Genomic DNA, 12501 nt, shown 5'->3' with positions numbered 1-12501 from the left:
ATAGATACCTTGCACTGCTGTTTACCCTCGGTCAGGCATTCAACGCATATGAGCACTGACTTCACGACCGAGGAAATCAAGCAGAAATACGATGAATCCGCCAGCAAATACGCTCTCATGGAGCGTGTGCAGGAATTTATCGGCGTGAGGCGGCTCAGGCGGCGGCTGTTGCGGCGGGTGTCGGGGACAGTGCTGGAGGTTGCATGTGGGACAGGCGCGAACTTCCCCTACTATCCAGACGGGTGTGAGATTACTGCCGTCGACGTGAGTCCGGAGATGATGGATATCGCTAAACAGCGGGCCGAGAAACTGGGGTTGGATATCGATTTTCAGCTTATGGACGCAGAAACGCTCGCGTTTCCCGACGAGCACTTCGACACGGTGGTGTCGACATTGACGGTGTGCACCTACCCTGATCCCATCGCAGCACTCTGTGAGATGGAACGGGTCTGTCGGGAGGGTGGCCGGGTCCTCCTGTTAGAACACGGCCGGAGCGACAATCGGTTAGTCGGGCGTTTCCAGGACGTTCGAGAGCAAGCGCACGCGAAACAGCTCGGCTGTCACTGGAATCGGGAACCCCTCGAACTCGTAGAGCAGGCCGGATTGTGCCCGATCGCTACGAGACGAACGTTTCTGGGCATCTTCCACGAAATAGAGGCGAAGTGACACCACATCATATCTTCATGAATTCTCCTCTCTTGAAAATGAGGTGCGGTGGCGGGATGAGTGGATTTTGAGCCGAGAGACCACGCATTTCGACCGAGGAGGGGCGTAACGTTCCCACTATTTCCGATTGTGCTTAATGTAATTGCCCCTCCACGAGTATATTCTGGTTATAATAGAGTGTATTTTACTAACAGAAATATAGAATTTGCTGAATTATTATACCATCGTTCATTTTCAATAGAGCACTATAGACGGTCTGTGGGTTGAGGATCGTGTACGAGTCCGAAGGAACGTGGAAAGTGGATCGACTGGCTCCTCGGTGGGGGTGTCCACGGAGCCACCGTCAGACCGTGTATGGTCACGGAGTCGCGATGGTTCGACGATGGCATTGAATCGAGCGGTTTCAACCCACTCGCCAGTCACTGGGTTATTGTAGGCGACCTAGGTGTCGATCGCTCGAGGAAGTTCGCGGATGGCTTCGACAAACGATGGTGAGGTTGTTACTGATGTCGTGGCTGCTCGCGTACCAATCGGGAAGCTGTGCGTCTGACCGGCCATTGAGGCCGGCGAAGATCGCACTCGTGTCTGGTTGATTCATTGGTGTCACTTTGGACATTGATTCTTCACTCGCCAACTGTTCTCGTTTGCCCTGCACCCCTCTCGGGGCAAAACAACACCACAAGCGGGAGGCTACCGTATTATCTTTAATCAAGGGCGCTAAGACCCCTTCCTCAGCGAGCGGCGAAGACGCGAGCAGAGAGGGGATACAGCGCCCGTACGTCTCGCTTTCGGGCAAATCGGAACTCTTACTACCTCCGTGGACGAAGGGGGTAGTAAGATACTCACCGCGCTTCCGGCGTTGTTCAAACGCGACAAAAAGCGTGCATCGCCGGTTGTGGTCGAGTGTCGATTCGGTAGGAACGGGACACTCCGAACCGCCCGTAAAGGGAAATCGCCTGCGAAGTCTGGAACCGCTGTGGGTTCTGTTCCTATATGTTCCGACACAGAAACAGGAAGCCCCGTCCTCAACAAGCGAGGGTCGGGCAGGCCCGAGCGCGGTAGGTCGGGGTAGTTCACTATAGCCCTCTCAGTGCTGGGAGTGAGACTTTGCTGTGAGGGCGCTTGGAACGGGACCGTGTCGAGCTGTCCCACATCGTGTGCACTTCCAGACAGGGTCGTCCTCCCATGCTGGATTTGGAACTGCGTTGAAACCATCGAAGCGGTGTCGGGTTTCCTCGGTACACTCGCAACATTCGAGGAAGCAGTGCGTCAGGCTGTCACGGGACTGATCGTAAGTAGAGTCGGACACAGACTCGTGTTCGAGGGCAATCGCAGGGACGATCCAGGTCCGAGTTGGCTCGTCACCGGAGTCGCTCGTATCCCACTCGGGGCGGGTTCGCTTGAGCGTGCCTCCAGCGATGAGCTGGCCGATCGCTTCGATATCGGTGATGGGCTCGCCGTCGGCGTCGAACAGCACGGGATCGAGCGTCGGACGGTTATCCGCAGCAGTGTCGGTACTGTTGTCCTTCGCGACGAGGTAGTCGTGGCCGGCGTTCTGTCGGATCGTGTCGAGCTGGCGCTGGCCGGCAGTCGAATCAACCGGGGTGGCACCGGGCAGTTGGCCCCACTCTCGGGCGAACCGATCCACGAGATCATCCTCGAGCGTGGCAACGAGTTCGCACTCGTCGATCCCGTCGACCGACGAGGTGGGTGGATCACCAGTCAGCCCGTCGAAGACGGTTTGGGCGGCGCACACGGCGTTGGCTTCGCTCGTCGCGTCGACGAGGACGTGAATCAGGCCCGTGACTTCGCGGTTCGTATCGGATTTGTCAGGGGTGTCGTCGTAGTCGAGGTCGTTCGTGAGGCAGAAGTCGCACTTCGATCTGCCGGGATCGAGCGGGACACCACACTCACAGTGGTGCTCAGCCCGTTCGTCACCCCCATATGAGTCCGGTCCAGGTTTATCCGGATAGCCCATGTGGTCGTCCTCGAGCGAGTCTTCGCCACGTTCGTAGCTGCCATCATCGATAGCGGTCGAATCGGTTGGATCGGGCTCAATTCGTCCTTCGCCTTCGAGATTGAAATCCCAGCGGTCGTCGTCGTAGTAGCTCATAGTATAGGTCGAATGGCGTGTTGAAGCCTAGTTAATCTCCGGAAAGCACAATGGAAGTAAAACTCCGCAGCCAGCAGCTTGGCGAGTCTGTGTAAAGCCAACTGTTGCACAAGGTTTGGACGCACGTCTCCGCTGGGCGCCCAGTGAGCTCGAGCCTGTTCGCCAATTCTGGAAATAGGAATGGCCCGCCCGATTCGACGCAACCCAATGAGGGACCCTCAATTATGTAGGGAGCATGCAGCGGGTGAGTAGCGGCTCCCACCGCCTGATGCACATAGGGTGCGTGGGGAGGCAGTGGGAGCCAGATATACTGTCCTCGATCAGTAGATATAGTTAATGGCCCCTATTACGGTCGGATTTTTGTCGTTCTTTCCGGTAAGTGATATTTGATTTAAATTTGTTGAGTTGTTCGCGACTCGCCGACGAGTAGAATGGGGAACTCCACGAGTAGAAGGATATTCTCCGGGCGCGAATCCCCGAGGGAAAGTGCCGGAGAGAGCTAATTCAATCTGAGCCTTGTGCAACACCGGGCCTCTTGTCCAAAGGAATGTTGCACAAGGTCTCGGTCCTATTTCCTTTTAAGTGTCTCTGGCGACAAAGTAAAGATATGAGAGAAGTGTGGTCCAGTTCTATCTGTTCCCGGGTGATACAGTCCCATAGTCTCAGCATATTTCGTCCAGCGAAGAAACAACACTGCTATTGTGATAGTTCCATATTTTACATTCGGCGTTTGCCCTCTCGTCATAATGCGATAAAAAGAGTTCTTTCATAGCATGCTGAATAACTCAAATAATCCGGAAGCGTGATTAGAGTTGGAGATTCTTTTCATTGCTGATAAGCCTGACCGGCTTAGGAATCGATATCGAGTGTGTACAGCTGCCGGCGGGCATCCATGACCGAAAATCTGGACGAGATGGTGTTCTCCTCATCGAGTCGGCTTAGAGCACATCCGTCTTTAGCTAAGAGACGAACCGCGTGACAGCGGCGGCTCATCGAGGCTACTTTTCGAGAGGAGTGAGGAGGCATCCGCTGTGCACACAGAAGCCTCCTCATCGAGAATTATGCGTCGGCTCACTACATTGTTTCCCTCCGAGTTCCTCGAAGAGCGCGCCGAGGAACTCGGCGTGGTCGAACGCAATCGCAAGCTCCAGATTCCCGCCTTCGTCTGGGCGTTCGTGTTCGGCTTCGCCGCAGGCGAGAGCCGAACACTCGCTGGCTTCCGACGCAGCTACAACTCCACAGCCGACGAACCGATCTCGCCTGGTGGCTTCTATCACCGGTTGACGCCCTCGCTCGCGGAGTACCTCCGCGACCTCGTCGAGCGCGGTCTCGACGAGGTCGCTGTTCCCGACGCTGTCGACGCAGATATCGACCGGTTCAGAGATGTGATGATCGCGGATGGAACAGTTCTGCGGTTGCACGAATTTCTCTCCGATGAATACCAGGCCCGCCACGAGGAGCAGGCTGGAGCGACGCTCCACCTGCTCCACAATGCCACCGATCAGACGATCGAACGGCTCGACGTGACTGACGAGAAAACGCACGACAGCACGTTGTTCAACACGGGTTCGTGGTTGCACGGACGGCTCGTTCTCCTCGACCTGGCGTACTTCAAGTACCGCCGCTTCGCGTTGATCGATGAGAACGATGGCTACTTCGTGAGTCGGTTGAAGAAAAGCGCAAACCCGGTGATAACGGCGGAATTACGGGGATGGCGCGGTCGCGCCATCCCCCTGGAGGGCGAGCAGATCCACGATATCGTGGACGATCTTCACCGCGAGTACATCGACGTGGAGGTCGAAGCGGAATTCAATCGAGGGCCGTACGATGGAACGCGGTCGCTGGATACGAAGCGGTTCCGCGTCGTCGGCGTCCGCAACGAGGATGCCGACGACTACCATCTCTACATCACGAATCTACCCAGAGAGGAGTTCCTCCCGACTGATCTTGCAACGCTGTACCGGTGTCGGTGGGAGGTGGAGTTGCTGTTCCGGGAGCTGAAGACGCAGTACGAACTCGACGAGTTCGACACGAGCAACCCGGAGGTTGTCGAGATTCTGCTGTACGCAGCGTTGCTGTCACTGCTGGTGAGCCGTGATCTGCTGGATCTGGTCACCGAGGAGGCTGACGATGAGATCGTGTTCCCGCCCGAGCGCTGGGCGGCGACCTTCCGGTCGCACGCCCAGCTCATCCTCCACGAACTCGGCGAACACCTCGGCTATTCGCCACCGCCGCTGTTGGAGCGATTGATCGAAGACGCACAGAAAATTCACCAGCAACGACCGATCCTTCAAGAGACGCTCGCTACCGCTACGCAACCGAGGTGTGAGGTCTAACTAAAGACGGATGGCTTAGAGCATATCTGACAGTCCGATCGGGTAAGAGCGTCTCCTCTGCAATCGTTTGTTGAGTCATCGTCTCATTATGGTCGAGAACTTTCGCGACCAGTTTCGCACTCGGCGGTAGTTCTTTGATATCATCCCATGTCCCACTGGGATGAGTGTCCTGGCGTACTGACTCTGAATCAGTCATCGCAATCCAGACTATTGCATGCAGGATGATAATATTTATCTCTTAAAACATACCTTATGGTAATGGAACCAGCCGCGGAATCGGTCAGTGGTGTCCTGAAAATGACGATCAGACTGCTCTGTTGAATAGGGGTAGGGCGTTGGGATAGGTGTGCTAAGAACACTTCCGAGGAGTTGTACGGCAGACTCTTTCCAATCACTCTTCCATCTGTCCCGCGCAGTAGATTAGTACACTATCAAAGGAATTTCAGAAATCCTCCTACGCTACAATTTACTTCATCCTAATCCCTGAAAAAAGTCTATTCAATAGAGCAGATCAGACCAATGGAGGACCTTTCTTCGCGACCTATTCGGTGGTCTCGGTGATACTGTCAATCTTCATCTCTTGAAGTATCTCCACGATGCCAATGAATTTCTCATCGAGATCGGTGACAGATGTCATAGTACGATCGGTTGTAATTGCACCCTGGCTTGACGGTTCGATCGGATCTTCCTCTTCTAAGATACGCAACGAATAGCGGACCTTATGGTGGAGATAGCCGGTTTCATTGGACCCTACTTTCAGTACCTGCTCAACTCAATCTCATTATTTTCCTGTCTGGCGTTTTTCATTAGATAATAGTTTTTCACACATTTTGATTTCGGGGCCTCACAGAGGAAATTCGCCTTTGGTAGGAGCTTGGCCACCGTAGCCAAAGCAGTATAACCCTGGCCCCCACGACTGATACTGGTGGAATTCGGTTTGATATCCTCTCCATGCGTGACAGTCTACGCATCGTCTACTAACTTGATTGATGATGAATGAAGAAATCGCCAGACGGAAAATCGATTGATCCGTCGACTTGAGATACTGAAAGGGGGTCGAACACAGGATTCTCCGGTCGTCAAAGTGGAAGTACGAGCTCGGATACGTTCCTCGCCCGTTCCCGAGGGCCTTCGAACGCGAACATTGTGTGCCTGAGGTCGACCCGCGCATCCACTTCGCGCTAACCGTGGTGCCGAGAGCTGTCCGCCGATTACTGCATACACAGCGAGTAGTCTCGGCAGTGAACTCGACACGAGTACAAGCGATCGTTTCTCCAACAATCATCGACGTACGACCGTGACGCCGGCGAGGTCTGGATCACGCGGCTCTTTCTTTCCTCTCGTGGGGACTTCGGCAGGCGACGTGGCATCTACAAGTTCCTCGAACTGTACGACGTCATTGACGAAAGGGACCATCTACGCGTCCGGTACGAGCAGTACGATTGGACGCTCCACAAGGGAATGTATCGAAACGGGGGCGACTAATATACCCTTCACAGTCGTTGGTGCTATTGATGGCACGAATCGGACTGACGGGCGCAGCGGGGAACGTCGGTCGAGAGCTATTGGGCGCGTTCGATGATGAAGAGCACGATATCGTTCTATTCACCCACTCGGAGCACGAGGATGTGGACAGTGAGACCCTCGACGTCACGGATCCCGACGAAGTGCGAGAAAAACTCGACAACGTCGATACGGTCATTCACCTCGCCGGTGCGTCCTCGCCAGACACCGACTGGGACACCGTCGTCGATCTCACCGTCCAGGGAACGAAGAACGTTCTCGACGCGGCAGTCGAGAATGGAATCGACCGCGTCGTGTTCGTAAGTTCGAACCATGCAGTCGGCACGTACAACGCTGCCGATCCAACCAATCCCAAGAGTATGACCATCGGTGACGCTCGTACGGTCGATCCCGATGATCCGACGCGACCGGACTCCTTCTACGGCGTCAGTAAGATCGCCTGTGAAGGACTGGCGAACTACTATCTTTAATCAGCGAGAGAGTCTCGCCGTTCACGGCCGTCCTCAGAACGCGTGCGTTCTGATGGGCATTGCAAATCGAAGATTTGCTCACGGGCGTGAATCGCGTACGCTTCGTGTCGCAACCGCACGGAGGCCTTCTAGTCTCGGTTATGAGTCTCCCTCGTTCGGGAAACGTGGAGGAGATTCGGCGTTCCTCCGTCATCACAAACGCGAGCCTGCCCGATGCGAGACTCGGATTGGCGTCCGAGTCGGGTCGATGGCACGGCCTGTGCGGTGCAAGCGGATACCCATGCATCTAACGCCTCTCAGAGGCCCGACGTATCACGCACAAACCCGGTACCGTCCGACCGCCGGGCGGGACGTTGCCTTCGAGGACGTCGGGATCGGCCCGACGCCCCACGAAGGAATTCTCGTCGTTCACGACGATGAGGATGTCAAGCTGACGTCCACAGCCTCGAAGTCTTCAACGTCCGCAATCGGCTGGTACATGGACGAGAACGATCTCCGTGACAACACAGGAGAGGATGTCGAGCCGAGTAAAGCCGGTTCGCTCGATCGACATGGCTGAGCCCCCGCAACTGCCAGGATATCCATCGGAAAGCGGCGACAGTCGACCTATCGGAATCCTCAGTGACGGTTAACGCGGTATCGCGAAACGACGAACAGTTTTATTCGATAACCGAGACGATGCGAGCGATTGGCTACGAACCACGCGATAACGCGGCGGAGACGCTCGCTGAGTAGTCCACTTTACAAAACCTTGTCCCATCTCACAACAACGGCCACGTAACTGAGATAGAGCCAGCTGAGACCAATGAATCAGTGCCGCCGGTTCGAACACGCGACTCCGCGCGATGAGGGATCAACCTCCATAGTGCCCGTCCGCGACCTATCGAGTGTGTGGAATCGGGCAGTGGGACTTATTGGCTGTGACGTTGATATACGAACTATGCCGGTGGTGAGAGGGTAAACCCACCGGACGGGCCGCGGCACAACAGCAATTGCATCTGGAACACGAACATGACTATGAACTCAGAACTCGGCATCATCGGACTTGGATCGATCGGCGGCAATCTGGCGAAACAGGCCGTCGAAAAGGACATCGAGGTTGTCGGGGTGAACCGGAGCGACCGCCCGGAACTAGCGGAAATGGGGGTGACCGTCCTGGATGGCGGCGCATACGAAACCCTCGCAGCAAAGCTCGACCCGCCACGGGTGATTTACCTCTCACTCCCCGCGGGCTCTCTCATCGATGACGAACTGGCAAACCTGAAAGACCACCTCGACGAGGGCGATGTCGTTATGGACGGCGGCAACTCCTTCTGGCGAGACTCGATGCGCCGCGAGGAGCGGCTGTGGGAGGAGGGGATTTACTTCCTCGATACCGGAACCAGTGGCGGCCCCCCCGGTGCGCGAGACGGTGCTGCGTTTATGGTTGGCGGGCGAAACGACGGCTTCGAGACCGCCGAACCGATACTTGATGAACTTTCTGTCGACGACGGACTCCTCCATACGGGGCCGCCGGGAAGCGGTCACTTCGTGAAGCTGGTGCACAACGGCGTCGAGTTCGGGATGCTCCAGTCGATCGCCGAGGGCGTCGAACTCTTGGAGGCGGGCGACTTCGAACTCGACCTCGGCGACGTGTTCACCAACTGGTCGAACGGGACGGTCATCCGGAGCTGGCTCGTCGAGCTGATGCGCGACCAGTTACATGAGCAGGACTTCGAGGGGATTCCCAATTACATCGAGGACACCGGCGAGGTCAACTGGTTGGTCCAGGAGGCGTTCAAGGGTGAAACACCTATCCCGGTAATCTCGCAGTCAGTGATCGAGTTGTTCAAATCCAGAGGAAATCAGCAACACGCCTACAAAGCCATCGCGGCCATGCGCCACGGCTTCGGAACCCATCCCTTTGGTGAGGACGAACATATCCGAGAAGAGCGCAGAACCGGCCGGGTAACGAACGAATCGAGACGGACGCTCGAACGGGAAGACGACCACATGGACACAGTCGGGTCCGTGGATGACGAAGACTGACATCATACGAGACGACTATGGCCAAACAGTTCCAGTACATTGACGGCGACCACGACATCAGTGTGTGGGCAGAAGACGAGAACGACGTCGTTGAGAAAGCGACGAACGAACTCGCGGAGCACAACATCTCGCTCAGCGAGGATGAAATCAGGGATCACGTTCGGGTGATTCCGTCTCCGCAACGGATCAAGAGTTCTATGGAGGACGTGCTCATGGACACGCGACGGCGAGGCGGCAACGCGGCCGCTGATGTTGTCGAGTCCGGAATGGACGTCGGACTCGGCACCGGCAGTACGACCGCCTGGGCCATTGCCGCAATCGGTTGGAAACTCAACACGGGAGAGCTCGAGAACGTCCGTGGTGTCGCGACGTCCCTCCAGTCACACGAACTCGCGAAGGAGGTGGACATTCCGCTCGTCAACCTCGACGAGATCACAACACTCGACGTGGCGATCGACGGGGCCGACCAGTACAACCCGTATGCACCTCACGTCGTGAAAGGCGGCGGCGCATCCCACGCCCGCGAGAAAGTTATCGACACTGCAGCCGAGCGGCTCGTCATCGCGACCGACGAGAACAAGGCTGCTGATCCACTTGACCATCCGATTCCGCTCTCGGTGCTGCCCGAATCCCGGACGGTGGCGAAACAGTGGGTCATGGACCAAGGCGGTGAGCCATCGCTGCGCTACGCGGAGACGAAGGACGGCCCGCTGTTCACGGCCAACGGCAACCTCATATTGGATTGCGACTTCGGGAACATCGACGAACCGGTCGAGCGTGCCGAAGCGCTGGCAAGGATTCCTGGCGCTCAGGAGCACGGGCTATTCGTCGACTTAGTCGACAAGATATACATCGGGATCGAGGACGAGGTCGAGACGATCCAGTTGTAGCTATGTCCGCACATGAATGGGCTCGGAGCGTCACATCGATTTCTGATGACCGTGCTCCATCACGGCAGGATAGGTAGTGTATCCGCCTCTGCGTCCTACGTTAGCACCGTTTCGACGTCGTTCGTGAGCGTTCCGATGTCCTCGATTTCGATCACCGTTCGGTCTCCATCCTGACTCGATGGGAAAATCTGCTACCTTAGCCGGGTGAAGGCAAAGCATGGGGCACGAGAGACCGAGCACGCTTCGGTGGTTTCGACCGCGCGAAACTGACTGGTCCAAGTGCGAAGGAAGCCGAGAGTGGGGCGTCCCAGCCTGGCTGGCGCTCGCGGCGCCAGCCAGGAAAGCCCGAATACGTGAATCTCATCCAACGCACCGGTGCCCCGGAGTGAGAGCAGATGTTCTTAGGAATCGACATCCACAAGCGGGAGGCTCAGGTAGCCGTCCGCAACGACGACGGAGACGTGATTGAAGAGGTCCGTGTCATAATGGACGAGAGAAGATTTGAAAGTTAATTCGCGGAAGAGAAATCACACTCTAAGAGAGCCGTACACCGAGTGCACGGCGATTTAAGCAAGTCTACTGTTTACTGTAATAATTACCGTAATTTCGTTCGTTGAATCAGTGATTACTGAATTCACCCATTACACACCTGAATACGGCTGTTTTGATCCTTATCATATAAACCCCGGTCCACCGGTTTCACGCTTCCTGAGGACCGCCAGCAACGGTCTTCTAACCATATATCTCTGAGCGAGCTTTCAGAGCGTGTCTGAATCATTAGAACACGGACCTCGAAGAGATTGCCCAGCAATACGCTGGCGGCAAAGCCTTGCTGGAAGCCACGACGAATTACTTCTACATCTACGATATGCTGTCTGAGTATCTGGACGTGGTTGTCGGACACCCGCCGAAGCTGAAGGCGATCGCTCAGACCGACAAGAAGACCGATCGGATCGACGCCAAGGAACTGTCTCGACTGCTTTGGTTGGGTTCAGTTCCCGAGAGCTACGTTCCACCCAACGAGATCCGGGAGTGCCGCGCACTTGTGCGCGGCCGGATCAGCCTGCTCGAAGAGCGAACAAGCTTCGTCAATAAGATCCATTCGGTCCTGCTGGATAATGGCATCACCGACGAGGTGAAGCCGTTGAACGTGAGGGGTTGTGAGTTCCTTGCTGAGCTGTCGCTTCCGGCACCGTGGGACGAGCTGTTGTCGTCGTATCTTGCGGTGATCGATACGTTGACCGAGGAGATCGAGCAGCTCGACGATCAGATCCAAGAACGCGCTGGGTCTCTGGAGGAGACCCAGCTGCTGATGACAATTCCGGGTATCGCGCAGTACTCGGCGCTGGTGGTCTACGCGGAGATCGGCGAGATTGAGCGGTTCGACAGAGCCAAGGAGGTAGTGCGGTACGTGGGATTGAATCCAGTGATCCGCGAGTCTGGCGACTCGCGGTTCGAGGGAAGCATCTCGAAGAAGGGTCCTGGGAAGGTACGGTGGCTGCTGGTCCAAGCAGTCCACTCAGCGGTTCATACGGTCGGTGACGAGTACCTGAGTCGGTTCTATCACCGGATTGAGCGCCGAAAGAACAAACAGAAGGCGGCGGTGGCGACCGCTCGGAAGCTGCTGGTGTCAATCTACCATATGCTCGATCGTGGAGAAGTGTACGATCCACCCGGTGTGACAGCCTAATCAGCTGACTCCGCCGGTTGGTGGCGGTCTGAGCGACAGCTACCGCAATAAGATACCTTCCGCCTAGCGGTGGTGAAGAGAAAATCGGTTCGCTGTCGGTTGGTTTCTACTGAGAGAAGCCGATCGATTGGGTGGGCGAAAGAATCAAGCGTCCTGGTTGGCTTCGTTTAGGTAGCAGATTTTCCCATACGTGAAGCGTGAACTCCTCGGGCGGCACGAGACCGGTTCCGGTCAGCAGGACGGCCACCTCCGAAACCGCGTTGCAACGAGTAAGATACGACGTTAGTTCCTCGCACGTCCGCACTATCTTTGACATCGAGGTCGTATCGTCGAATACGAGGTCGCCATCACGTTCGATTGTCATCGGTGAGAAATAATGCGTCTTGAAATTGGCATTCACAAGCAGCACGCACAGGTGGCAGTAATGGACGAAGCTGGCGGGATCTTGAAGCGCGGCTCACGATAGTTAGTTACGTTGGATCTCGTCCAGTGTGTGCAGTCAGATTCCATACATGCAAAGACGCGTATCTGAGCCGGTTCTACGAACGGTTAGTGGAAAAGATAGGCTCACGGAAAACGATCGTCGCAACTGCTCGCAAGTTGATAGTGTCAATCTATCGAATACCTGTCCGAGAGGTGGTGAATGGCCCACTAGGTTGAGTGCCGGACTGGCGGCAGTCAGTGGCCGGGTCGCGAGCCACATCAGCGACAGCTACCGCATACGATGCCTCCCGCCTGCCGCTGACTAAGAATAGAATCAACCTCAAGTTTAGTGATCTCCTCG

8 protein-coding genes and 2 pseudogenes are annotated in these 12501 nt (G+C 56.0%); 7 read left to right on the top strand and 3 right to left on the bottom strand.

Annotation, left to right across the window (positions count from 1 at the left end; all coding sequences use genetic code 11):
- Nucleotides 1-48 precede the first annotated feature (48 nt).
- Complete coding sequence (locus LCF40_RS19630) at nucleotides 49-666, top strand: class I SAM-dependent methyltransferase (RefSeq protein WP_224829868.1); 618 nt, start codon at nucleotides 49-51, stop codon at nucleotides 664-666.
- Between the two features lie 1087 nt (nucleotides 667-1753).
- Here LCF40_RS19630 and LCF40_RS19625 read toward each other — a convergent pair.
- Complete coding sequence (locus tag LCF40_RS19625) at nucleotides 1754-2779, bottom strand: DUF7995 family protein (protein ID WP_224829867.1); 1026 nt, start codon at nucleotides 2777-2779, stop codon at nucleotides 1754-1756.
- 1061 nt (nucleotides 2780-3840) lie between these two features.
- Between LCF40_RS19625 and LCF40_RS19615 the strand changes: the two genes are divergently transcribed.
- The gene (locus LCF40_RS19615; protein WP_224829866.1) at nucleotides 3841-5115 is read left to right on the top strand and encodes an IS4 family transposase; all 1275 of its coding nucleotides are present in this window, start codon (nucleotides 3841-3843) and stop codon (nucleotides 5113-5115) included.
- 13 nt (nucleotides 5116-5128) lie between these two features.
- Here LCF40_RS19615 and LCF40_RS19610 read toward each other — a convergent pair.
- A pseudogene (locus LCF40_RS19610) lies at nucleotides 5129-5311 on the bottom strand (ArsR family transcriptional regulator); the annotation flags it as partial.
- Nucleotides 5312-5656: 345 nt separating this feature from the next.
- Nucleotides 5657-5875: a hypothetical protein gene (locus LCF40_RS19605; protein WP_345777868.1), complete on the bottom strand. Its 219-nt coding sequence runs from the start codon at nucleotides 5873-5875 to the stop codon at nucleotides 5657-5659.
- 754 nt (nucleotides 5876-6629) lie between these two features.
- Between LCF40_RS19605 and LCF40_RS19600 the strand changes: the two genes are divergently transcribed.
- The 5 genes and pseudogenes from LCF40_RS19600 to LCF40_RS19580 all read left to right on the top strand — a co-directional run.
- Complete coding sequence (locus LCF40_RS19600) at nucleotides 6630-7109, top strand: NAD-dependent epimerase/dehydratase family protein (protein WP_224829865.1); 480 nt, start codon at nucleotides 6630-6632, stop codon at nucleotides 7107-7109.
- A gap of 247 nt (nucleotides 7110-7356) precedes the next feature.
- Nucleotides 7357-7668 (top strand): hypothetical protein, encoded by a 312-nt coding sequence (locus LCF40_RS19595; protein ID WP_224829864.1) that lies wholly within the window; start codon nucleotides 7357-7359, stop codon nucleotides 7666-7668.
- A 458-nt stretch (nucleotides 7669-8126) separates the two neighbouring features.
- A complete protein-coding gene (locus LCF40_RS19590; RefSeq protein ID WP_224829863.1) occupies nucleotides 8127-9137 on the top strand; it encodes an NADP-dependent phosphogluconate dehydrogenase in 1011 nt (336 codons plus the stop codon).
- 17 nt (nucleotides 9138-9154) lie between these two features.
- Nucleotides 9155-10027, top strand: coding sequence for a ribose-5-phosphate isomerase RpiA (gene rpiA / locus LCF40_RS19585; RefSeq protein WP_345777867.1), 873 nt, complete (start codon nucleotides 9155-9157; stop codon nucleotides 10025-10027).
- 796 nt (nucleotides 10028-10823) lie between these two features.
- A pseudogene (locus LCF40_RS19580) lies at nucleotides 10824-11717 on the top strand (IS110 family RNA-guided transposase); the annotation flags it as partial.
- Nucleotides 11718-12501: the final 784 nt, after the last annotated feature.

This window comes from Saliphagus infecundisoli, from assembly GCF_020177375.1.
Classification (GTDB): Archaea; Halobacteriota; Halobacteria; order Halobacteriales; family Natrialbaceae; genus Saliphagus; species Saliphagus infecundisoli.
Note: the sequence above shows the minus strand (reverse complement) of the source record. Positions and strands in the feature narration are given on the sequence as shown.

What these genes read in the sequence shown, in the direction of transcription:
- LCF40_RS19615 (WP_224829866.1), top strand. Translation starts at nt 3,841, where the DNA reads ATGCGTCGGCTCACTACATTGTTTCCCTCCGAGTTCCTCGAAGAGCGC.
- LCF40_RS19600 (WP_224829865.1), top strand. Translation starts at nt 6,630, where the DNA reads ATGGCACGAATCGGACTGACGGGCGCAGCGGGGAACGTCGGTCGAGAG.
- LCF40_RS19630 (WP_224829868.1), top strand. Translation starts at nt 49, where the DNA reads ATGAGCACTGACTTCACGACCGAGGAAATCAAGCAGAAATACGATGAA.
- LCF40_RS19595 (WP_224829864.1), top strand. Translation starts at nt 7,357, where the DNA reads ATGGCACGGCCTGTGCGGTGCAAGCGGATACCCATGCATCTAACGCCT.
- rpiA (WP_345777867.1), top strand. Translation starts at nt 9,155, where the DNA reads ATGGCCAAACAGTTCCAGTACATTGACGGCGACCACGACATCAGTGTG.
- LCF40_RS19625 (WP_224829867.1), bottom strand. Translation starts at nt 2,779, where the DNA reads ATGAGCTACTACGACGACGACCGCTGGGATTTCAATCTCGAAGGCGAA.
- LCF40_RS19590 (WP_224829863.1), top strand. Translation starts at nt 8,127, where the DNA reads ATGAACTCAGAACTCGGCATCATCGGACTTGGATCGATCGGCGGCAAT.